The following is a 23,266-nucleotide window of genomic DNA, read 5'->3' as shown; positions in this document are numbered from 1 at the left end:
GCCATTTTTTATGATTGAACAATTGGATTTACCCCGTTATAAAGACCAGATAATTTATTCCCTGGCATTTATTTTTCAAGTGCCACTACAGCTAGCTAAAGTTCGAGTTGAACAAATTAACAGAAGGATCCAACAGGCTTATATAGATAGTGAATTTCAAAAACAACAAGCATATAAGAAAAGCTATGATCCGGCTAATTGGTCTACGGAAACAAAAACAATAATGAATCAATTATATAATCAACTCAAGGGGGCTCAATAATGAATGATGTAACGATGTACTACGAATATATCCATGATGAAAAGGTTCCAGTGTGGTTTGTTGTAGAAAACATAGATTGGTCAAATCCGTCCTTATATTTAAATTTAAAATCTTATAGTCAAAGAGATATAAGCTACTTTCAAAACGATGACATTAAAGTTTCTGTCCTGTTGAGTGATTTAATATTAAATCATATTCAGGAAAATCATTTTGGTATAAATCTGATTAATATTGAATCTGGCATTAATGATTATGGCTACGATAAGAGGCATATTAAAGCATTGGTTATTAGGGTTGTAGATGTAAAAGAAGTTATCTATATGGATAGAGTGCTAGTTTAATAAAAAAGGAGAGATACCATGAAAATCATATCGTTAGAAACTAAACGAAAACAAAAGGACAGTAAACTTAAAATTCCGGTGTATGAAAAGCTACATTTAGATGAAAACGGTGAAGTAAGAGGGAAATTGGTTGATTATATTGAAATTCCTAAAGAAATTGTTAAGAGAGGTGAATAAGCATTATGAGAACTGCATTATACATACGTGTATCCACTAGAGAGCAAACAGAAGGTTTTTCTATATCTGCTCAAAAAAGGCAGTTGGCAGCTTATTGCGAATCACAGGGATGGGAAGTTGTTGGTTATTATGTAGAAGAAGGAGTAAGTGCTAAGAATACCAATAGACCAGAATTAAAAAGAATGATGAGTCATATTGAAAATGGTCTAATTGATTGTGTGTTAGTCTATAAATTAGATAGACTAACGAGATCCGTACTTGATTTATATAATTTGTTGCAAAAATTCGAGGAGAACAATTGTAAGTTCAAAAGTGCTACTGAAGTTTATGACACAACAAGTGCAATAGGTCGAATGTTTATCACCCTCGTGGCTTCTTTTGCTCAATTTGAAAGAGAAAGACTAGCTGAACGGGTGTCAATGGGGATGGAGCAAATGACTAGAGAAGGTAAATGGAAAGGCGGAGAACCTGGTTATGGTCATCGCTACATTAACAATGAATTTGTGATAGTTGAGGATGAAGCTAGTAATTTACGTCTTATGTATGACTGGTATCTATCTGGTATGAGCGATAACAAAATTGCAAGAGAGTTAAGGAAAAGGAACATTACTACTAGAGGTGGAGCAGAATGGTCCGAAGCGCATGTTAGATACTCATTAACTAACCCCAAAAACAAAGGTGAATTAAGATATGGTGTAAAAAAAGGTGAAGATAAACAATTTACCATTGAAAAAGTGTACCCGGCTATAGTGAGTGAAGAAACCTTCGATCGATCAATGGAGATACGTAAATCTAGACGCACTTTTCACGGCAAACAAGCTACAAGCGATTATTACTTTTCTGGTATTCTTACTTGTTCAAGGTGTGGAAAAACATTTAAAGGCCATACAACCAAGGTGAAAGGAGAAAGGCAAAAAAGTTATATGTGTCTTGGTAAACGTGATCATCAATGTGACATGCCGACAATAAGTGAACGTATCGTGGAACACAATTTTCTAAATAAACTAAATGAATATGTTTTCGAAGAGAAAAGGTTTAAGGTTAATGAGAAAGAAGTCATGAGTGATGATCAGAATGAACTGATAAAATCACTAAAAAAGGAACTAAAAAAGATAAAAGATCGTAGAAAGAAGTGGCAATATGCTTGGGCAAATGAAATGTTGAATGATGAAGAATTTCAAGCTCGCATGAAGGAAGAACAAATGAACGAAAATGACATAAACAAAAAGTTAAATGAGTTAAATATCGAGGAACCAAAAGTGATGGATGACGATTTTATTGAAGTAATTAATAATGCTGCATCAAATTGGAGTAAGTTGGAACCATTAAACAAAAAGCAACTTATACAAATTATGATCGATAAAATAATTATCGAACGTGTTGAATCGAAGAAAGTTTTAGACCGAGTAAACATTCTCGAGATTGTATTTAATTAGCCTATTATAAAGACAGGCTGACCCGTCTTCGGACAGAGAGTAGTAAACTCTGGACAGTTAAATTTTACAAAATAATCCCGATTTGGATGTTGGTTATCAAATGTTTCCAATACCTCTGGTGTATAATCAAAGGCATAGGTTGTACCTTGACTACCAAGAAGGGTGATATCTGTTAAATCTTCATCTCTTCTACCAGCCATTGGGACACCTCCTCACTTATAATCAGTTAAAAAATAAAAAGACCACGGCCTAAGGCACATGGTCTGTAATCGCATCATCTGTCCTTAGTTTTTTATAGAGGGTTGAAGCTAAGAACCTCTTCCGTTACTAGATAACGGATATATTGGCATCCATTTCACTCGACTAATTATATAGTTTCATAGGTAGGTTGTCAATCACCATTTGGGGGCAGTTACTCTACGGTAAAATCCTGTTCAAAACCAATCGTATTCCCTTCATGCATGAGCACCCCATGGTTGTTCGCATTCAGTGTAACCTTTACAGTATACGAACCTTTATCCAAATAATCCAGATTATAGTATTCGCCATACAAGCGGTTTATTTTCTCTCCATTTAAATACAAATGAGCGTGTCCCTCATGAATATTTATCACTTCATTGCCTACCTTTTCCGGGGCAAAGGTGAAATTTTCAGTCTCTATATGTACAAACCATGATCCAGACTTATCTTGTTTCACTTTTCCTTTAACAGAAGGGATTAATTCGGTATCTTTAATTTCCACAATATTTTCCTGATGATGTCCAACGTCGCCAGTAGTACAATGACTCGTTTGCTCATGAAAATAAAGAAGTATTCCTACGATAGAAAAGATGATGAGAAAACTGACAAAACGATACATCTTATCCCTCCTATACTTGTTGGGCTTTACGATAAATAAAGTAACCAATTAATGCTAAAATCAGCCCAAGTAATAGAAAGGAAATATCGTATAGGAAGGCATTCGGATCCCCTGGCTTTACGCGGTGAATTTGGAGAAGATGATGGTTAATAATCCCCTCTAGTAAATTAAAAATACCACTACCTAGTAAAAATCCTCCAACTAGGAGTCGCACCCCTTTTGGTAGATCGGTAGGTTTTCCAGCAACCCAAAGTAAAACACCTCCGAGAACTAATGCAATCGTAACAGTAAAATGAAAAATTCCATCACTAATAATTTGTCCTTGCCGCGTAGTGTCCATAACAACACTATGCCACTGCAATAGCTGGTGAAAAATGATCCCATCCATCGCTCCCATGAAACCAAACCCTAAAACAAAACTTCCAACGAAGATTAAAGACACTTTCGTTTTTGTACTCATATAACGACTCCTTTTTCCAAGACAGACTAATTTAATTATTCCCTGTTTTTTTGTAAAAGATACCTAGATTGGAAGAAAAAGTGATTTGGACATAACGTAAATATTCAACCAGTCGGGGGCTTTATCCCCCACTGGTTGTTAGATGAACGAATCGGACATTTACTGCCAGTTGATCAATCCTTTCTTGAACTGCCTGAATTGAGAATCCTACTGTCCGTATCCGGTGGAAACCGAGTCGATAATTGTACGCTTAAACGTTTCTCCTTTGTTTGTTACGCCTTCTATATCAATTGTAATATTATAAACTTCATGTGGAAGGTCTAATGAGATTGTTTGAGAGAGGTTAGCTAGTCCTGTGACAGTATACGTTTTGCTTTGATTCGGATTGCTAGATTGAGTAACATGGTAGGTTGCACGAAGCGATTTTTCTTGTACATATTGTGGGTCTACTTTTAACTGATAGGTGAGCTGTTGGCTATTCATAGAATGCAGCTTGTCATGCAGCACGACTTTTGACTTGGTTTGATAGTTGGTTACGAGAAGATACGCGTCCTCATTGTCCGTGTTTACTTTTAAATGCCACTCGCCTGCTTTTGGTTTGTCAATCTTCATGGAGTGACTTATGGATCCCGCAAAAACACCCTCATCATTCAAATAGTTCGTTACATCAATTGCTTTTTCCATTCCATCCGGATCGATTAATTTAATTTCAGAAACCTTTTGGGAAGTCATCAAATCAAGGGAAATGCCTTCCACACCGTCTTCCATTGGAACCGAAATAGCATTGCTTTTCTCTTCCCTTAATGTACCTCCATCTACCCATTGATTTTTCTTGGGGGAATTCTTATCGATGCTTTCATGGGAAGAAAAAGGCTTTTGAAATGATTGGGTATTTGAAAGATAGTTTTCGAAAACAGAAAACGTATCTCCTGTTCGGATGGTGGTATGGTTCCAATCGCCTATTGCTAGTTGTTGCCCACCAGGAAGGCTGCTGCTTGCAGTCGTTACCACACCGTCATTTGATCCATATTGAGAAAGATACATTCCACCAAACCACGTGGAAGAAAAGGCTGATCCCCAATCTGTTCCTCCCAACGTATAATAATTATTCACATAGGCAAGCGGCTCTCCGTCAATTTCATGACGAAAGTTTTCCATATTTCCCATTTGCATGGAATACGTACCATCTCCTTGTGCTCCAATTAAATCAGCGAGCCAACCTGCTGATGAGCTATAAGCTAAATCTGCTAATTGTGATCCATGATGTGGACTCGATAATGTAATGACATTATCGACATATTGCCATGCACCATAATAAGTTAATGCGGTTTGCGTATCGACTCCTCCCTTGCTATACGCGATCACCGTAATTGGTCGTCCATTAAAATGAGTAGAAATTTCACTGATTTTTTCTGCAAGTAATGCGCCGTTGTCCCACATATCCGCCGATGCACCGCCAGCGTCATACAGTTGTACAAACGCCGTTTGATAGCCTGCATTTAACGCTGTTTGGTACATATCATTGTCCTCCCAAAAGATTTGAGCAACATTATTTAACCCTGGAACAAATAATAGTACAGGCGCATTCGGTACTGGATTGGATGGTGTTGATCCGGCATACCACTCGCCAGGTGTTTCATTATTGCCATTATCCACCTTCCCCATCATTGCATTTTCTTTTGATTCACCAACTAATTGAGGTTCTTCCATTTTGGAATCATCTGTTTTTGCGGCAACTGGATGAACCATTCCAATCATCAGAATTACCAACAAACTAATAGAAATTACCGTTTTCAATCGAAAATACATCCTTTCCCTCCTTATAAAAATTGGCATCCATTATGACGAACGTGTAGGAAAAGCACTATTTCGCTTTCCTCTCCACATCAAAAACCTATTCCTCCAATAGACATTTGATGAACAATTATGTCTTTTTAGGTATTCCTACCCGTGGTTAGGACTTTAGGGAGGATGTATTTCATGTGAACGAGCTAACTAAAAATCTGTCACACATCTTTCACACAACCTCCATTGCTTTACACAGCATCAATTGGTAATCTTATGTTAGATTATGTTTGAAATTGTTAACGTATAAAATGGTAGAGGGGTGTGGACGTGTTACCTGCAGAACGACAACAACAGATTAAACTGCTCATTCAAGAAAAACAACACCTTAAAATATCTGAATTAAGTAAAACATTTTCCGTATCTGAGATGACCATTCACCGGGACATTAAACCATTGCTAGATCAAGGAATCGTGAAAAAAACCTTTGGTGGCATCACTTGTGGTCAACACGAGAATACGTCGACAGCCAATCAGATGGCATGTGTCATATGTGGTAGTTCGATTAAGGAAAGGTTAAACTATCGAATTATTTTACCTGAGTCCAAAATTGAAACTGCCTGCTGTGCGCATTGTGGTTTAATTCGCCACTGGCAACTCGGGGATAAGGTAATTCAAGCAATATGCTATGACTTTTTAAGGCAAACTACTATCCCTGCAACACATGCATGGTTTGTGATGGATACATCCATCCATATTGGGTGTTGCCAGCCTCAAATCCTTGCTTTCGAGCTGAAGGAACACGCTGAAAAATTTGTAACCGGTTTTGGTGGAAAAATATATACATTTAATGAAGCCATGGAAATGAACAAAAGTTTAATGACGTCTTGTCATGATTAATAAACCACTTCGGAAGGAAGGTACCCATGAAATATTTGAAATTTATACTCCCCGTCGCACTTGCCCTATTAGTAGCCTGTGGCGGTATTGAAACAAACATGTCTAAAGATGTGCAACCTTTTGAATTTACTACTCAGGATAATGAAACACTCAGCAACGAGGACCTACAAGGGAAATGGTGGATCGCCGATCTTATTTTTACGAATTGTACGACTGTTTGTATACCAATGACTGCAAACATGGCACAGCTACAAGAGAAAATGAAAGAAGAAGGACTGGAAAATGTTGAACTCGTTTCCTTTAGTGTCGATCCAGAATATGATACACCTGAAGTATTAAAGCAATACGCGGAAGACTATAATGTAGATTTAGATAATTGGACTTTCCTAACTGGATATGATTTCCAAACGATTAAAGAACTATCCATAAAAACCTTTATGCAACCGTTAGAAGCACCTCCTGAGGATTCGGATCAAGTGATGCACGGGACAAGATTCTTTCTCGTAAACCCTGAAGGAGAAGTGATCAAACATTACAAAGGGACTTCTTCGGAAGAGCTTGATACGATTCTAGATGATTTAAATAAAGTGGTAGAATAAAGGAGTAGGAAAAAATATGAATAAAACTTTAATCAAACTGTTCCTTGGAACATTATTAATAATTACACTAGCTGCGTGTACCAACAACGATTCAAACGCGGATGATCAGGAAGAAGAATTAGCTACACTTGATGTGGAATTACAAGTGTCCGAGGCAATTGAAGTGAATGAAAAACTAGAGATGAAAGCTGCTGTTACCTATGGGGATGAACCTGTACCAGATGCAGAAGAAGTAGAATATGAGGTATGGGAGGAAGGCCAAAAGGATAATAGTATTCTGATCGAAGCAACGAATCATGAAGATGGATCTTATACGGCAGAAACCACCTTTGAGAAGGATGGAATCTTTCATGTTCAAGTACACGTCACAGCCGAAGGATTACATACGATGCCAAAACAAGAAGTTACGGTTGGAGACGGTGGAAACTATCCAGATGCGGAATCAGGAGAAGATGGAGAGAATGAGCATAATCACGAATCAGATGACAATGATGACGGGGATTCCCACCACCATTCAGAAGGGTTTACGATGGAGTTTACGGAACTGGAATCCGTTTCTATCAATAAGCAATTTCCACTGGAAGTAAACCTAACCATGGATGGTGAAGTATTATCTGCAGCTGATGTAAACTTTGAAATTTGGAGTGAAGAAAATTCCGATCAGCACGAATGGGTGTCAGCAGAAGAAACGAAACCAGGTAACTACACGACAACCTACCAATTTAGTGAAAAAGGTATATACAACATTCAAATCCACGTAGAAAACGAAGACGGACTACACGAACACGAACAATACGAAATTACAGTTGAATAACATAAGGTGCCAGGCACTTGTCGGAATTCCGACAAGTGCCTGGCACCTTTTTAATTTCTATAGGCGGTTAGTTTTTCGTTTAATTGTTTGGTGTGTGTGTATACTTCTTGGTATATAGGAAATAGTTTTTTGTAGCTTTCAACGTTTTCCTTTTTAGGTAGGTAGGTTTGATCTTCTTTTAGGAAGGCATCTGCGCAAGCTTCAAGGGAATCAAACCAACCACAACCAAATGCAGCCAGCATCGCAGCCCCCATTCCAGGCCCTTGTTCAGTCGCTAACCGAACAATTTTCGCATCGAAAATATCTGCTTGCATCTGTAACCACTCTTCATTCTTCGCTCCTCCACCAATGGAAACGATGGTATCAATGTTTTTCCCATTTTCACGAAAAATTTGGATGGATTCATTTAACGAAAACGTAATACCCTCTAAAACAGCACGAACAAAGTCTCGACGCTCGTGGGAACGACTCATTCCAATGAAACTAGATCGGATCGTTGCATCGGCGTGTGGTGTTCTTTCTCCTACCAGATAAGGAGTAAATAGCAATCCATTTGATCCGATCGGCACTTCGCCAATATCTGCTAGTAGATCCTCAAACGACTCTTCTTTTGCAAATGTATCCTTAAACCATGTCAAACTGTCCCCTGCTGCTAAGGTTACCCCCATTGTGTAATAAGCGCCAGGAGCCCCATGGTTAAAATAATGCACGTTTCCACCAAAGTCTTTTTCTTCACTTGCTTCGTAGGAGAGCACGACACCGGATGTTCCAATACTACAAAGTGTTCTTCCCTCTGTTAGTATTCCAGAACCAATCGCCCCACAGGCATTATCCGCTCCCCCTGCAAAAACACGGGTTTCAGTAGATAATCCGGTGACCTTAGCAAAGTCCTCCGAAATGGTGCCGACTTCCGTAGAGGATTCTACTAGAGGTGGACAAATGTTTGGATTTATATTCAATGCTTCACAAATTTCGGTACTCCATTTCTTTTCTCCAACATCTAATAGTAATGTTCCAGCTGCATCCGAAAATTCCATGTGCAATTTTCCAGTCAACTTATAGCGCACATAGTCCTTCGGCAATACAAATGACGTCGCTTCTGCAAAAATTTCTGGTTCATGTTCCTTCACCCATAATAGCTTTGGAAGTGTGAATCCTTCGAGTGCGGGGTTTTTCGTAATCGCTAGCAACCGTTGTTCACCGATAACATCCTTAATCGTTTCACACTGTTCTGTTGTCCGTGTATCATTCCACAAAATAGCTGGACGCAATACCTCTTGCTGTTGATTAAGGAGAACCAATCCATGCATTTGACCTGAAAAACTAACTCCCTCAATAGCTTCTCGATCCCCTTCAAACTGCTGCATGATCTCGGATAATCCTTCGACGGTTTGATCGACCCAATCTTGCGGACGTTGCTCACTGTAACCCGTTTTTTCTTGGATCAATGGGTAGGATTTCGACACTTCCTGGACGACTTCCCCATTTTTGTTTACGAGAAGAATTTTTACGGCACTCGTACCTAAGTCAACACCAATTACATATTTCATATAAGCACCTCATTTTCTGTTTTCCAAGTTCTCTTTCCATAATAACTCAGGCAGGGGTTGTTAACCCCCACCTGGTTAGATGTTTATTACTCTCCTGCATAAGCGCGTAATAGATATTGGTTGATGGTTGCTTTTATTAACTCTAACCGTCCAGATTGATGGTTAATCTCTGTTAATCCTAGGGCATGCTCCTCTAACTTATGGAAATCCGTTTTCCCTTCCACGATCTCCAAACCGATGCCCTCGTTGAAACTACGATAACGATCTTCAACGAAATCATCTAATACCTTATCATCCATTAGCTTTTGGGCAACTTTTAAACCAACTGCAAAGCTATCCATTCCAGTAATATGAGCCAGCATTAGATCCTCTGGAGTAAATGACCCACGACGGACCTTGGCATCAAAGTTTAATCCACCTCTACCAAGTCCACCATTCTTTAAAATTTCATACATTGCGAGTGTAGTAGAATACAAGTCGGAAGGAAATTCATCTGTATCCCAACCAAGTAATGGATGCCCCTGATTCGCATCAACAGACCCTAACATATTATTCACACGCGCATAACGCAATTCATGTTCAAATGTGTGACCGGCAAGTGTTGCATGATTTGCTTCAATATTAAATTTAAAATGATCCTGAAGATTATAATGCTGCAGGAAGGCATAGCCACTTGCAACGTCAAAATCATACTGATGGGTTGTTGGTTCCTTTGGTTTTGGTTCAATTAAAAATTGGGCATCAAAGCCAATTTCTTTCGCATAGTCTACTGCCATATGGAAGAAACGCCCTAAATTGTCCATTTCCAGCTTCATGTCTGTATTTAATAACGTCTCATATCCTTCACGGCCACCCCAAAACACATAGTTTTCAGCTCCAAGTTCTTTGCCGATTTCCAACCCTTTTTTCACTTTGGCAGCTGCATAAGCGAATACATCCGCATTATTTGCAGACCCTGCGCCATGAACAAAGCGAGGATGACTAAAATTATTTACCGTATTCCAAAGAAGTTTGGTTTTGCTATCCTTCATGTAATCCTTTATCATAGCAACAATCGTATCCAGGTTTTGATTGGATTCTCTCAAACTACTACCTTCTGGTGCAATATCAACATCATGGAAGCAGAAATAGGGTACACCTAACTTTTCAAAGAATTCAAAGGCCGCTTCTACTCTAGCTTTTGCCAGATCCAATCCTTCGTATTTATCCCATGGACGTATTGCAGTACCTACTCCAAATGGGTCAGATAGATCTTCCGTGAATGTATGCCAGTAAGCTACACCAAATCGAAGGTATTCCTCCATTGTTTTTTCACCAATTTTTTCTTCTGGATTATAAAATTTAAATGCATATGGATTTGTTGATTTTGAGCCTTCATACTTAATTTGATTCATATTGTTGAAATAAGACATGTTAGTACCTCCCAGTTTTATATGATTAACCTTGACCATGTACGAAATTTTGCAAAGAATTTTCATTTGTTCATCCATCAAACAAACTAATTAAACAATACTATTTTTTTGAAGCCAAATCGTGTAAAATAGAACATATTCGTTCAGCTTGGCCGATTAAGCATTACTCCCTCAAGCTGTACCAAATTGGAAGGAGTTCGTTTTATGAATCATGCCGGTACTGGACTTTATCGCATCCTTGAATGGATTACCCGATTTGCTTATATGAATCTATTATGGATCTTTTTCACGTTGGTAGGCGGAATTGTATTAGGTTTTTATCCTTCCACCCTTGCCATGTTCGCTATCGTTCGCGATTGGTTACGTGGAAAGGCAGATTTCCCTATTTTTCCAACCTTCTGGAATTATTACAAGCGTGAATTTATCAAAGCGAATCAGTTAGGCATATTTATCAGCTTGCTCTTTTTATTAGTAGGTCTTGATTTGTATTACATCTACTCCAATATGGATCACATTTTATCCTGGACATCGATTCCATTATTTGCTTTCATGGTACTGTTTTTATTATTTTTATTCTTTATTTTTCCTTCATTTGTCCATTACGATGTTAAAATTAGTAAACTAATAAAAAATACCTTTTTAATTATGTTGATTAGCCCAATTTATAGCTTTTTAATGATACTTAGCCTCATTGTTGTTTATTTCATCATGAATGCATTACCTGCACTATTCTTTCTTTTTGGCGGGATTACCTATGCGTTTATTACGATGTGGCTCAGCCTCCATGCTTTTGATGCGATTCAACAAAAGCAAGACCGTCATCCATCTTAATGCCTCACCTTTTCCACGAATGGGTGAGGACTGCTTTCCTTTTACCCCTTAACGGCACTTGCAGAAATCCCTTCAACAACTTTATTGCTAAAGAAAATAAAGGCAATAATAATTGGTAACACACTAATGATGAGTGTAGCTCCAATCGCTCCCCAGTCCGTCATGTATTGGCCGATAAAGTTCTGAATACCAACTGTTAAGGTTTTAAATTTATCCGAGCTGATAAATGTGTTCACAAATACAAATTCATTCCAGTTGTATATCATATTGATAATTACGGTTGTCGACATCACTGGCATTGTCATCGGCAGGATAATTCGGAAAAACATTCGATGAACAGAGCAACCATCGATTATCGCTGCCTCTTCTATTTCCCGTGGTAATGTGTAATAAAAACCAAGTAGAATCATCATTGTGATCGGTAGGTTATAGGCTGTATACGTAATCACTATCGACCATGGATTATCAATTAAATTGACATCTAAGAACATACTAAACAATGGAATAATCGCGGAATGAATCGGGATCATGAGGCCCACCATAAACAATCCTAAAACGAGTTTGTTTAATTTCCACTGCATTCTGGTAATAGCAAATGTCGCCATACTCGCTAACAGGATTGTTAAAATTATAGCAACACCAGTAATCCAAATACTGTTCCAAAAGTACGTGCCGATTCCACTTTCCCAAACTTTAAAATAATTATCCCACCTTAGTTCAGTTGGTAAGGCAAATGGTGAGCCTGAAAAGATTTCACGGTTATCTTTTAAAGAAAACAGGAACAACCATATAATCGGAAAGATTTGGAACACCGCAACAATTCCTAAGCAAATGTATAGAAAGAAGTAACCAATGCGTCCCATGTCTAAACCTCCTTTAATATTGAATTTCTTCTTTGGTAGCTGTGACTTTTCGTACGATTACGGTAACGATTAAAGTAATAATCAATAGTAAGAACCCAATGGCACTACCGTAACCGAAGTCATTGCTTGTAAAGGCTAGTTTATACATATAGGATGCCATTACCTCACTTGCACCATTTGGTCCGCCACCTGTCATGACATAAATTAAATCAAAATACTTTAGGGAACCTACAATAGCAAGAACGACGGTCACTTTGACGACTCCCATAATAAGTGGCAATTTAATCCGATACGCAATTTGTATCGGTGAAGCGCCATCAATTCTTGCAGCTTCAATAATGGACTCGGGTATATTTTTTAGTGCTGCATAATAAATCAAAATATAAAAACCTGCATATTGCCATAAAATCGGTATAAATATTGCATACAAAACGATCGATGGTTCTGCCAGCCATGCAGGAGGATTTTCAATTCCAATTGCCATCAAAATGTGGTTCAACATCCCATTTGATGGGTTATATACTTTAATCCAAAGCTGTGCAATTGCAACAGAAGACAACAGCATCGGAATTAAATATATTTTTCTTAGTAAATCTGCACCTTTAATTTTTGATGCTAGAATAAGAGAAATAGCTAAATAAAGAATTAAGCTTAAGGTAGAAAATATAGCCAATAAAAAAGAATGCCAAGCACTTTCCCAAAACTTCAAATCTTGCAGGGCAGTAATATAATTTTCTAGCCCAATAAACTCCATTGCACCAATGCCATCCCAATCCATTAACCCGTAATATCCAGTAAGAAGTAATGGTATAAATATGAGAATAGCAATTAATATTAGTGCAGGCAGAACGTATAAGGCGATAATCCATTTATTGGACATTACTTTATTCATAACATTCAACCCCATATCGTTAAAGTAAGAAAAGGACCATCCAGTTGTAAGGATATGTCCTTTTCTTTTACTGGATTTATGCACCCTCTAAACGTGTTGTCTATTTATCTATTGTGGTGATATCCACCCTAATGGAAGGGTTTCTTATTCTTCTGCAGAGAGAGCATCTTCATGTTCTTTAGCAAATTCTTCTGGTGTTACTTCGTTACCAAAGATCGCTTGAATCATATCCAAGTGAACCTGGGCAGTATCTGGACTCATTTGAACATCGGCAAATAACGTCAAATTACTTGCTGAGTTTAAATCATCCAATACATCAACATACATTTGTGGAAGATCCAAAGATTCTGCATCCAGTTTCGTTGCTGGGATAACACCAGCTTGGGTTACCGATTTTTCTCCCCATTGTTGAACAAAGAACGATGCAAATGCTTTTGCTTCCTCTTTTACTTCGGAATCCTCTGCTACGAATAGACCAACTCCAGGTCCACCGACAAAGCTATTCATATCCCCTTGTCCACCAACTGTTGGGAAGTTAAAGTAGCCAACAGAGTCTCTGAATTCCTGTGGAACATCTTCATTCGTTGTATAGTTTGGTAGATCCCATGTTGCAATTAAATACATTGCAGCTTGTTCGTTCATAAACATACTTTTCGCTTCTTCATCCGCTAAACCGTTAAATCCTTTCACGAAAGCATCTGCGCTTACTAGCTCTTGAACTTTATCCGCTGCTTCTACTAATGCCGGATCTTCAAATGATCCAGAACGATTAATTGCATTGGTTAATACATCACTACCACCAATTCGATCCGCTAAGTACATGTACCATAACGAACCAGTCCAGCGGTCTTTGTTTCCTAATGCGATCGGTGGAACACCATTATCATTTAACGTTTCAATCACTTGTTGTAATTCTTCATATGTTCCAGGCGCTTCCAAACCATATTCTTCAAAAATAGCTTTATTATAGAAAACGGTTGCAATATTTAATTCCAATGGAAGCCCATAGGTGCTACCATCAATTGCATACGCTTCTGCTGTGCCTGATACAAATTCATCTTTCAAGTCGCTTTCAATAAGATCATCTAAAGGAGCAAATTTATTTCCGTCTACATATGGCTCTAAGTAGCCTGCAGCCCATGTCATCCCAACGTCTGGTAATTCATCTGATGTTGATAATACTTGAATCTTGTCCTTATACTGCTCATTACTTAAAACTTCTAACTCGACTTCAACACCTTCATGTTCCGCTTCAAAATCTGCAATAATTTCATCAACAATTTCATTATGTGTTTTGGAACTACCTTCCGGCCAAAGATGCATAAACTTTACGGTTTTATTGTCACCAGAAGAACCGGAAGCATCATCATCCGACCCACAACCAGCTAATAAAAACACAGCCGATAAGATGGCAACAACAAATGTAATCGCTTTCTTATTTTTCATTACAAAAGCCCCCTACTTTTTTAGAATATTTTGATGCTTATATTTCAAGCTCAAATTTAGAATAACAAAATTCAATTTGTTTGTCTAGTGGATAAACAAAGTTTATAATAGAATCAGAAAGTGCTATACTATGTATTAGAAAAAGGGTTCTATGTTTTATAGGATCGGTTAAGATTTAATAATTACCAAGAGAGTGAGTCGGTGTAGATGAAAAAAAGCAAAACGTGGAATCAACATGTCGTCAAAAAAGAAAATAAGTCCCTTGTCTTAGGTACGATTCGAACCCACTCCCCAATCTCGAGGGCTGATATTGCAAGCTTAACAGGCTTAAATAAAGGTACCGTATCGTCTTTAGTAAGTGAGCTTTTAGAGGAACAATTAATCTATGAATCCGGCCCAGGAGAGTCAAATGGTGGGAGAAGACCCGTCATGTTGTTATTCAATCAACAAGCTGGATTTTCCATTGGAATTGACCTTGGGGTAAATTACTTACTCGGAGTTTTAACAGACCTTGAGGGCAATATCTGTTATGAAAAACTCGTCAAATTCAAGGATCTATCCTACGAAGAGATGGAAGTAAAACTAGTTGAAGTAGTAGACAATCTAATGGAAAATACCCCTTCTAGTTACTATGGAATTATCGGGATTGGTATCGGGGTGCCAGGCACCGTCAGTAAAAGTGGTGAAATTCAACTTGCTCCAAATTTAGGCTGGAAAAACGTTGATTTGAAAACGATTATGGAAGTAAAATATAACCTTCCTGTTGTCATTGAAAACGAAGCAAATGCTGGTGCCTATGGAGAAAAGAAATTTGGTGCTGGGAAATCTTTTAATCACATCATCTATGTCAGTGTCGGTATTGGGATTGGTGTGGGGCTTATTTTAAATGGTCATTTATACCGAGGAAATCATGGATTCTCCGGTGAGTTAGGTCATATGACGATTGAATCAGGAGGTAGAAAATGTCGTTGCGGCAATGAAGGGTGCTGGGAATTGTATGCATCGGAACAAGCACTTGTAAAAAATGCTGAAAAGATTGCTTTCCCTTCCCTCCCTAAAGATGAGCTATCTTTAGAGAATTTACTTACACTCGCAGAAGCCGGTGATCTGGAAGCTATACATTTATTCAAGCAAACCGGAGATTATTTGGGAATTGGAATTAACAATATCATTAATATTTTCAACCCTGAGCAAGTAATCATCGGAAACCGTATGGCCTTTGCAGAGGATTGGTTAACAGAGCCGTTGAAGGATCGTATGGTGAAACAAACACTGTGGTATCAACAGCAAGATTTACAAATCAATTTCTCTGAACTCTCAACACATTCTAGTGCGCTAGGTGTTGCAGCATTTTCTGTGGAGAATTTTTTCATGAGTGATATGAAAAAGTCCAACGTTATTTAAGAAGCGAACCAGATCCTCTCTATTCCATAGGTTCGTTGAAAACATTAGGAAGCTTGGCCAATGCCAAGCCTTTCTGTTGAATCATTTTGTTACGCGTATACAGGATGAGTAAGCTTAAACTTATTTATCCTGCAGAAAAAAGAAAGCGCATTCTTTTTTAAACTATTTCAAAGAGGTGGAGTATGATGACAACGATTCAAAATCCAATATTAACTGGCTTTCATCCAGATCCAAGTATTTGTCGTGCAGGAGAAGACTACTATATTGCTGTATCTACATTTGAATGGTTTCCAGGTGTTGGAATCTATCATTCAAAGGACTTGAAAAATTGGCGCCTTGTGTCTAGACCACTTAACCGCCTTAGCCAATTAAATATGATGGGAAATCCAGACTCAGGTGGCATTTGGGCTCCAGCTCTTTCCTACAGCGATGGAAAGTTTTGGTTAATTTATACTGACGTAAAAGTAACAGAAGGACAATGGAAGGATAGTCATAATTACTTGGTAACCTGCGACACCATTGATGGAGAATGGTCTGAACCAATTCATCTAAATAGTTCTGGTTTTGATCCATCGTTGTTCCATGATGAAGATGGTCGAAAATACTTGGTTAATATGTACTGGGATCACCGTGTAGGAAATCATAACTTTTATGGAATCGTCATGCAGGAATACGATGTTGCGCAACAAAAATTGGTTGGTAAGTCAGACATCATTTTTAAAGGTACGGATATTATGTTAACCGAAGCCCCACACCTATACAAGATGAATGGCTATTACTATTTGTTAACAGCGGAAGGCGGTACAAAATATGACCATCAAGCAACAATAGCAAGATCCAAAGATATTTGGGGTCCCTATGAAGTACACCCAGAAAATCCATTGATTACGTCGTTCCCTTATCCGAGGAATCCGCTACAAAAGTCTGGACACGCCTCGATTGTGCATACGCATACGGATGAATGGTTCTTGGTCCATTTAACAGGTCGCCCACTCCCAAGAGATGGGCAGCCATTACTTGACCCTAGAGGTTTCTGTCCGCTTGGTCGAGAAACAGCAATTCAACGATTGGAATGGTCAAATGATTGGCCATATGTTGTTGGAGGAAACCAACCAGCCCTTGAAATTGAAGGCCCTAAAATTGATGAAGTGAAATGGAAGCCAGATTATGCCACTAAGGATGATTTTGATACAGAGGAGTTAAATCTTCATTTTCAATCTTTACGAATCCCTTTAGGCGAAGATATTGTCTCCCTAAAAGATAAACCCGGCCATTTAAGACTTTATGGAAAGGAATCCTTAACCTCTAAATTCACTCAAGCTTACGTAGCAAGACGTTGGCAGCATTTTAATTTTACGGCAGAAACAAAGGTTTCCTTTGATCCGAAATCATTTCAGCAAGCAGCTGGATTGGTAAACTATTATAATACGCAGAATTGGACTGCCTTACAAATTACGCAGCATGAGGAAAAAGGTAGAATCCTAGATTTAACAACGTGTGATAATTTCACCTTTGCCCAACCATTGAACGGAGATGAAATTGTCATACCAGATGGGACCGAATATGTTTATTTACGGGTTGAAGTTCAAACCAATACGTATAAATATTCCTACTCCTTCGATGGGGTTAATTGGTCAACCGTTCCTGTAACCCTGGAATCCTATAAGCTTTCCGATGATTATATCCAAGGTGGAGGATTTTTTACCGGAGCCTTTGTTGGAATGCAATGCCAAGACACCTCTGGACAAGGGTTGCCGGCAGACTTTGATTATTTCGTGTATGAAGCGAAGTGATTTTTTAGAACATACGGGTTTTTCACTCGTATGTTCTCTTTTCGTTACAATTAAATGAGGTGAGATTATGTATATTCGAACGGAAAAGACACCGAACGGCAAGTGGAAGCTATTCACATTAACGAATGACCAGCATATGCAAGTAAGTATATTAAACTATGGAGGAACCATTACTAGATTGGTCGTTCCGGATAAGCATGGGAAATTGGAAAATATCGTATTGGGATACAAAAATATTCTAGATTATGAATCCAACCCTTATTTTTTTGGTACGATTATCGGTCGGGTTGCTGGAAGAATCCCTAATTCTACCTTTACAATTGACAAAAGTAACTATTCACTGGAAGCAAATGAAGGAGTACATCATCTGCATGGGGCTTCAACGGGGTTTCACCGTGTCACTTGGAATGCCGAACCATTTCAAACGACTAATTCTGTTGGGGTAAAGCTCACACATCGTAGCCCAGATGGTGAAGGTGGTTATCCTGGAAATGTAGAAGTTACGGTTACGTATACATTAACAAATGATAATCAATTCAAGATAAACTACGATGCGGTTAGTGATCAACAAACGGCCTTAACTTTAACAAATCATTCTTACTTTAATTTAAGTGGTGATTTTAAGGATACGATTCATGATCATCTAGTAGAAATAGATAGTGATCATGTGGTGGAGTTAGATGAGCAGTTAATACCTACTGGAGAGAAAGTACATGTAGAAAATACCCCTTTTGACTTCCGAACGGAACGCAAACTTGCTAGCGGAATCGATTCGGATCACCAACAAAATAGGGTAGTAGGGAACGGATACGATCATTACTTTTTATTTAATAACACGACTAAAAATGATGTAATTGTTCGGGAAAAAACAAGTGGTCGTTTGATGTGTATTACGACAAACCAACCTGGTATGGTTATGTACACAGCAAACACATTACCAGAAAGCGTAGAGCTAACAGAAGGTCTATCGAGGAATTACTTAGGGGTATGTTTTGAAACACAAGGCCCACCAGCATCCCTTCATCATGACGGTTTTCCTAGTATTATTTTAGAAGCAAATCAACCCTACCAAAAGCACACTGTTTTCTCTTTTGGATTTACCGAATAGTGATGCAATAGCGGAAAGGGGCTTCGCGCATGAATCCCCTTTCCGTCTTTTTTCATAAATCCACTAGAAATGCTCCCGTGCGTCACGTGAGGAGATGTAACAGCTTGTTTGTACAGTTCCTTACTGGATGGTTACTTTCTCACCAGTCTGAATGGATTGATAGCAGGCATCAATTACACGCATGTTTCCAATCGTATTTTCGAGATCATGATTTAATTGACGCTCCCCAGATAAAATGGCGTTCGAAATGTGCTCGACTTGCTCACGGTATTGGTCTGCCACCAGACTTTCTGTTCGTGTAACGCCTGATTTTTCCACGATAATGACACCTTCCCCACCTTGTTTATCTGGTCGGTATGCTCGTGGAACTTTTATCGTTCCTTTTGTTCCAAACACTTCATATTCTGTTCGGTTATATAGGTTAAAGCTAGAATCAAAGGTAGCTCGCATCCCATTTTCAAAGGTTAAATACCCAACTGCGTCTGTTTCAACGTGATAAGTTGAATCAACCACAGCATCCACATAAACAGATGTCGGTTCCTGACCAAGTATATTGCGAATGGAGTGAATGGCATAACTACCAATATCGTAGATGCTTCCCCCACCTTTTTGACTACTCATACGAATATTCCCATCCTTTTCCCCTAAAAAGAAGGTAAATCCAGCCCGCATATACTTAATTTTACCAATTTCTCCTGTTGTAATAATCTCTTTCACTCGATTATGCTGCGGATGGAAATGATACATAAAAGCCTCCATGAAACGAACGTCATTTTCTTCACAGACTTGCTTCATTTCATGTACGTCCCTCTCCGTGAGGGCGGCCGGTTTTTCACATAAAATATGCTTCCCTTTCTTAGCAGCCTCGATGACCCACTGCTTATGTAAATGGTTTGGTAACGGGATATAAACCGCATCGATGTTTGGGTCGTCTAATAATTTTTCATAGCTATCATATACTTTTTCAATTTGAAATTTTTCAGCAACAGCTTGGGCTTTTTCCAAGCTACTCCCACTTGCAATGGCAACAACCTTTGCATGATCTGCTCGAGCAAAAGCTGGTAGTAATGCTTTCTGCGCAATTCCTGCTGTACTTAAAACTCCCCAACGAACGTTTTTCATTCTTTTTCCTCCCTCTTCTTAATAGGCACCACGGATATGATGCTGGACTTCTTCACGATAGAATGCCCTTAAACGATCCAATTCTTCCGTAGTATAGTCTTTTACATGTATGGATTGAAGATTATCTTCGACTTGCTTTACTGTTTTAAAGCCTGGAATCACGCTCGTAACCGCTTCCTGCTCCATGATCCATTTCAACGCTGCCCGCGTCATATTGCTTCTTCCTGTTGCAATCCATTCGAGTTGATTACTTAATTCCACTCCTTTGGAAAACTCCAAGCCAGCAAAGGTTTCACCAACATTAAACGCTTGGCCATCTCGATTAAAATTACGGTGATCGTCCGCTTCGAATTGTACATTCTTTTGAAACTTACCAGTTAACAAGCCACTCGCAAGTGGAACACGAGCTAATATACCTACTTCTTTTTCTTGAGCTTTCGGAAAGAGCTGCTCCAAAGGCTTTTGACGGAAGATATTAAAGATTACTTGTAGGGAACTGGCCTTACTATGCTCCAGTACGTATAACCCCTCTTCTACCGTCTCAACACTTACACCATAATAACGAATTTTCCCTTGTTCCTTTAATTTGTCCAATGCATCGAATACTTGACCGTTCTTTAAAATTTCAAGTGGCGGACAGTGAATTTGGTATAGATCGATCTGATCTCGTTGCAATCTTCTTAAGCTATTTTCACAGTATGTTTGCACACTTTCCATGGAATAGGTTTCTGGATCATGAATATCTCCCGCACGACAAAATTTTGTTGCGATATGAATGTCCTTCTCCTTCCCCTTAGTCGCTTTTGCTAATAATTCCTCACTATGACCATCACCATAGACATCTGCAGTATCAAAGAAGTTCACACCCTGGTCCATCGCATATTGAAGTCCTTTTAATGCTTCCGTATCGTTGGTCTTCCCCCATGCACCACCAATTGCCCATGTCCCAAAGCTTAACTCGCTTATGTTTAAATCCGTTTTCCCTAAACGATTGTACTTCATTGCAATCACTCCTACCCTTTTTTTGTGAACCATGAACGTTACTTACATTTAGATTAATCCTCTTTCAACTTGGTTACAATTATTTTACTTGGGCCTCTTGAATAAGTTGCTCGACTAACTGTTGCGATTTCAATCCTTCTTCCCCATCTATGCTCGGTTGTTGGTCTTGTTCGAGACAATGGATAAAGTGACGGATTGCCCCTTCAAATCCACGTTGTTTTAATACAGGATCCCACGAAGCAGGTATTTCGGTAGTTACTTGATTATTTTCCTCTCTTTCTAAAACACTCATATTCTTCACGCGATATAAAGCACCTTCTCCTACAAGCTCTAACTGCTCCAGGTTCGTACCAGCTTTCCGGTGCATTGACGAGTGAAAAGATACATTTTCAGACTGAAAAAGATGATTCGTATGGACGAGAAAATTATTGATATCTAATTGTTTATGTTGGTATTTTAAATGAAGATCTGTTTCTGCTAACCATCTCATCGTATCAACGAGATGCAAATAATCGTCTAACATCGTGAACTCATATGTATTTGGGCCAACCTTATTTGCACGATGCTTATCAAAGCGAACCACTGCCAAGTTTTTCACCTGATTCTTGGCTTTTACATACATTGGAGCAAAACGTCGATTGAATCCTACCATCAACTTTCTACCATGTTTCACACTTTGCTCTACCAACTTTTCTGCTTCCGGAGATGTTGCAGCTAGAGGTTTATCTACATATACGTCTACACCTTGCTGTAACGCCTGAGATACGACTTCAAAGTGGGATTCCGTTGAACTATGTACAAAGACAGCATGACAATCACGCAATAAGTTTCCTAGGTTACTATATTCCTGCATCCGATATTGATTACAAATACGTTTACGTTTCTCTGCATTCGGGGAGAACGCCCCCACGAGAGACCAATCCGTCTCTTGGCTAAGAATAGGAAGATATGCCTTTTGCGCAATCCTTCCAAGACCAATTATTCCAATCTTCGGCTTACCCATTTCATTCCCACTTTCTCTTCAATCTTTTAACCTTATTAAAACAAAAGTGCCAGGTACTTGTCGAACATTCGACAAGTACCTGGCATCAACAAAACCAGGCAGGTGCCTGGCACCTATAATAATTATCCTCCGATGTAGGACATTTCGATTTTGTTTTTCTTTTTGGCGGTTTCTTCGGTTCGTTCATCGGAGTACCGATCGGTTCGCTCGCTCCAAATGGATTGGATCGTAGCTTTCACTTTTTCATCTGAAGCCGAAGAACGTAGGAGTTCACGAAAATCAAAGCCACCACCAGCAAATAAACAAGTATATACTTTACCGTCTGCTGCAATTCTCGCTCTTGTACAGGTGGAGCAAAACGATTCCGATACGGAGGTGATGAATCCCACTTCCGTATTTGTCCCCTTATAGCAATAGCGCTTTGCCACTTCCCCAATATAATCGGCTTCCACTGGTTCAAGGTCAAACTCCGAGAATAGCTGGTCAAAGATTTCTTTTTTCGTTACGACTTTACGAAAATCCCAGCCATTTGTTTTTCCGACATCCATAAACTCGATAAAACGCAACGTAATTCCTTTCTCTTTAAAATACGTCGCCATGGGAAGAACCTCATCTTCGTTCATCCCTTTTTTCACAACCATGTTTACCTTGACTTCTAATCCAACTTCATTGGCTTTCTCTATTCCACTTAATACCTTTTTCGTCGGTACACCACTATCGTTAATGGCTTGAAACACATGGTCATGTAATGCATCTAAACTAACATTTACCCGTTGCAAACCAGCTTGCTTTAAATCCTTAGCCATTTTTTCTAGCAAGCTAGCATTTGTCGTTAATCCAATATCCTCTAGCCCTTCAATTGCTGCTAGCCTTCGAACGAGTTCAACCAAGTTCCTGCGAAGTAATGGCTCACCACCTGTTAATCGAATTTTTTTGACACCAAGTTCTACAAAACTTCGTGCAATCCGCTCGATTTCCTCAAAGCTTAATAGTTGATCCTTCGGTAAAAATGGATAATCTTTTCCAAATATCTCTTTCGGCATACAATATGTACACCGAAAATTACAGCGGTCCGTTACGGAGATACGCAGATCCCGTAGTGGTCGACCAAACTTATCCGTAATGCTTGCCAAGGGATCCCTCCTAGCTAATTTTCTTATCTACTATTCTATCAGACATTCTCCTCCTAGCATATGCGGACAAATTG

22 protein-coding genes, 2 pseudogenes and 1 riboswitch are annotated in these 23,266 nt (G+C 38.9%); of the genes and pseudogenes, 11 read left to right on the top strand and 13 right to left on the bottom strand.

The window, feature by feature from the left end:
• From BMX40_RS20110 to BMX40_RS05605, 4 genes and pseudogenes are all read left to right on the top strand, one after another.
• Positions 1 to 262, top strand: a pseudogene (locus tag BMX40_RS20110) (hypothetical protein); the annotation flags it as partial.
• The gene (locus BMX40_RS05610; RefSeq protein WP_090867694.1) at positions 262 to 603 is read left to right on the top strand and encodes a hypothetical protein; all 342 of its coding nucleotides are present in this window, start codon (positions 262 to 264) and stop codon (positions 601 to 603) included. The pseudogene BMX40_RS20110 and the gene BMX40_RS05610, both read left to right, overlap by 1 nt.
• Before the next feature lie 18 nt (positions 604 to 621).
• Positions 622 to 780 carry a hypothetical protein gene (locus BMX40_RS20105; RefSeq protein ID WP_170840671.1) on the top strand — a complete coding sequence of 53 codons (159 nt, stop codon included), beginning with the start codon at positions 622 to 624 and terminating at the stop codon, positions 778 to 780.
• 5 nt (positions 781 to 785) lie between these two features.
• A complete protein-coding gene (locus BMX40_RS05605; RefSeq protein ID WP_090867692.1) occupies positions 786 to 2,216 on the top strand; it encodes a recombinase family protein in 1,431 nt (476 codons plus the stop codon).
• 8 nt (positions 2,217 to 2,224) lie between these two features.
• On the opposite strand, the pseudogene BMX40_RS05600 reads toward BMX40_RS05605, so the two are convergent.
• The 4 genes and pseudogenes from BMX40_RS05600 to BMX40_RS05585 form a co-directional block, all read right to left on the bottom strand.
• Positions 2,225 to 2,416 (bottom strand): annotated as a pseudogene (locus BMX40_RS05600) (preQ(1) synthase); the annotation flags it as partial.
• A 78-nt stretch (positions 2,417 to 2,494) separates the two neighbouring features.
• Positions 2,495 to 2,541: riboswitch (PreQ1 riboswitch) on the bottom strand.
• Positions 2,542 to 2,628: 87 nt separating this feature from the next.
• Complete coding sequence (locus BMX40_RS05595) at positions 2,629 to 3,075, bottom strand: hypothetical protein (protein WP_090867690.1); 447 nt, start codon at positions 3,073 to 3,075, stop codon at positions 2,629 to 2,631.
• A 10-nt stretch (positions 3,076 to 3,085) separates the two neighbouring features.
• The gene (locus BMX40_RS05590) at positions 3,086 to 3,535 is read right to left on the bottom strand and encodes a DUF2243 domain-containing protein (protein ID WP_090867688.1); all 450 of its coding nucleotides are present in this window, start codon (positions 3,533 to 3,535) and stop codon (positions 3,086 to 3,088) included.
• Positions 3,536 to 3,742: 207 nt separating this feature from the next.
• Positions 3,743 to 5,344 (bottom strand): esterase/lipase family protein, encoded by a 1,602-nt coding sequence (locus BMX40_RS05585; RefSeq protein WP_090867687.1) that lies wholly within the window; start codon positions 5,342 to 5,344, stop codon positions 3,743 to 3,745.
• A gap of 306 nt (positions 5,345 to 5,650) precedes the next feature.
• On the opposite strand from BMX40_RS05585, the gene BMX40_RS05580 reads away from it, so the two are divergent.
• From BMX40_RS05580 to BMX40_RS05570, 3 genes are read left to right on the top strand one after another with little or no spacing between them, the layout of a single operon-like run.
• Positions 5,651 to 6,220, top strand: a complete 570-nt coding sequence (locus BMX40_RS05580) for a DeoR family transcriptional regulator (RefSeq protein WP_090867685.1) — start codon at positions 5,651 to 5,653, stop codon at positions 6,218 to 6,220.
• A 26-nt stretch (positions 6,221 to 6,246) separates the two neighbouring features.
• The gene (locus BMX40_RS05575; protein WP_090867684.1) at positions 6,247 to 6,819 is read left to right on the top strand and encodes an SCO family protein; all 573 of its coding nucleotides are present in this window, start codon (positions 6,247 to 6,249) and stop codon (positions 6,817 to 6,819) included.
• A 16-nt stretch (positions 6,820 to 6,835) separates the two neighbouring features.
• Positions 6,836 to 7,633 (top strand): FixH family protein, encoded by a 798-nt coding sequence (locus BMX40_RS05570; RefSeq protein WP_090867682.1) that lies wholly within the window; start codon positions 6,836 to 6,838, stop codon positions 7,631 to 7,633.
• Between the two features lie 50 nt (positions 7,634 to 7,683).
• On the opposite strand, the gene xylB is transcribed toward BMX40_RS05570, so the two are convergent.
• Both xylB and xylA read right to left on the bottom strand, forming a co-directional pair.
• Entirely contained in the window at positions 7,684 to 9,183 is a 1,500-nt protein-coding gene (xylB, locus tag BMX40_RS05565) for a xylulokinase (protein WP_090867680.1), read from the bottom strand.
• Positions 9,184 to 9,269: 86 nt separating this feature from the next.
• Positions 9,270 to 10,595 carry a xylose isomerase gene (gene xylA / locus BMX40_RS05560; RefSeq protein ID WP_090867678.1) on the bottom strand — a complete coding sequence of 442 codons (1,326 nt, stop codon included), beginning with the start codon at positions 10,593 to 10,595 and terminating at the stop codon, positions 9,270 to 9,272.
• 204 nt (positions 10,596 to 10,799) lie between these two features.
• On the opposite strand from xylA, the gene BMX40_RS05555 reads away from it, so the two are divergent.
• On the top strand, positions 10,800 to 11,426 hold the full coding sequence (locus tag BMX40_RS05555) for a YesL family protein (RefSeq protein WP_090867676.1): 627 nt from the start codon (positions 10,800 to 10,802) through the stop codon (positions 11,424 to 11,426).
• Positions 11,427 to 11,467: 41 nt separating this feature from the next.
• Here the strand turns inward: BMX40_RS05555 and BMX40_RS05550 are convergent, their stop codons facing one another.
• The 3 genes from BMX40_RS05550 to BMX40_RS05540 all read right to left on the bottom strand — a co-directional run bounded on the left by BMX40_RS05550 (position 11,468) and on the right by BMX40_RS05540 (position 14,627).
• Positions 11,468 to 12,289, bottom strand: coding sequence for a carbohydrate ABC transporter permease (locus tag BMX40_RS05550; protein ID WP_090867674.1), 822 nt, complete (start codon positions 12,287 to 12,289; stop codon positions 11,468 to 11,470).
• A 13-nt stretch (positions 12,290 to 12,302) separates the two neighbouring features.
• A complete protein-coding gene (locus BMX40_RS05545) occupies positions 12,303 to 13,181 on the bottom strand; it encodes a carbohydrate ABC transporter permease (protein ID WP_090867672.1) in 879 nt (292 codons plus the stop codon).
• Positions 13,182 to 13,325: 144 nt separating this feature from the next.
• On the bottom strand, positions 13,326 to 14,627 hold the full coding sequence (locus BMX40_RS05540) for an extracellular solute-binding protein (protein WP_090867671.1): 1,302 nt from the start codon (positions 14,625 to 14,627) through the stop codon (positions 13,326 to 13,328).
• Positions 14,628 to 14,834: 207 nt separating this feature from the next.
• On the opposite strand from BMX40_RS05540, the gene BMX40_RS05535 reads away from it, so the two are divergent.
• From BMX40_RS05535 to BMX40_RS05525, 3 genes are all read left to right on the top strand, one after another.
• On the top strand, positions 14,835 to 16,031 hold the full coding sequence (locus BMX40_RS05535) for an ROK family transcriptional regulator (protein ID WP_090867669.1): 1,197 nt from the start codon (positions 14,835 to 14,837) through the stop codon (positions 16,029 to 16,031).
• 185 nt (positions 16,032 to 16,216) lie between these two features.
• Positions 16,217 to 17,824 carry a glycoside hydrolase family 43 protein gene (locus tag BMX40_RS05530; RefSeq protein WP_090867667.1) on the top strand — a complete coding sequence of 536 codons (1,608 nt, stop codon included), beginning with the start codon at positions 16,217 to 16,219 and terminating at the stop codon, positions 17,822 to 17,824.
• 67 nt (positions 17,825 to 17,891) lie between these two features.
• A complete protein-coding gene (locus BMX40_RS05525) occupies positions 17,892 to 18,932 on the top strand; it encodes an aldose epimerase family protein (RefSeq protein WP_090867665.1) in 1,041 nt (346 codons plus the stop codon).
• 120 nt (positions 18,933 to 19,052) lie between these two features.
• On the opposite strand, the gene BMX40_RS05520 is transcribed toward BMX40_RS05525, so the two are convergent.
• From BMX40_RS05520 to moaA, 4 genes are all read right to left on the bottom strand, one after another.
• Entirely contained in the window at positions 19,053 to 20,054 is a 1,002-nt protein-coding gene (locus tag BMX40_RS05520) for a Gfo/Idh/MocA family protein (RefSeq protein WP_090867663.1), read from the bottom strand.
• Positions 20,055 to 20,072: 18 nt separating this feature from the next.
• Positions 20,073 to 21,056 (bottom strand): aldo/keto reductase, encoded by a 984-nt coding sequence (locus BMX40_RS05515; RefSeq protein WP_090867661.1) that lies wholly within the window; start codon positions 21,054 to 21,056, stop codon positions 20,073 to 20,075.
• A gap of 79 nt (positions 21,057 to 21,135) precedes the next feature.
• A complete protein-coding gene (locus BMX40_RS05510; RefSeq protein WP_090867659.1) occupies positions 21,136 to 22,059 on the bottom strand; it encodes a Gfo/Idh/MocA family protein in 924 nt (307 codons plus the stop codon).
• A 122-nt stretch (positions 22,060 to 22,181) separates the two neighbouring features.
• Positions 22,182 to 23,192, bottom strand: a complete 1,011-nt coding sequence (moaA, locus tag BMX40_RS05505; protein ID WP_090867657.1) for a GTP 3',8-cyclase MoaA — start codon at positions 23,190 to 23,192, stop codon at positions 22,182 to 22,184.
• Positions 23,193 to 23,266: the final 74 nt, after the last annotated feature.

Source organism: Oceanobacillus limi (genome assembly GCF_900111445.1).
Lineage (GTDB): Bacteria > Bacillota > Bacilli > Bacillales > Amphibacillaceae > Ornithinibacillus > Ornithinibacillus limi.
This window is presented reverse-complemented; position numbering and strand designations above follow the sequence as displayed.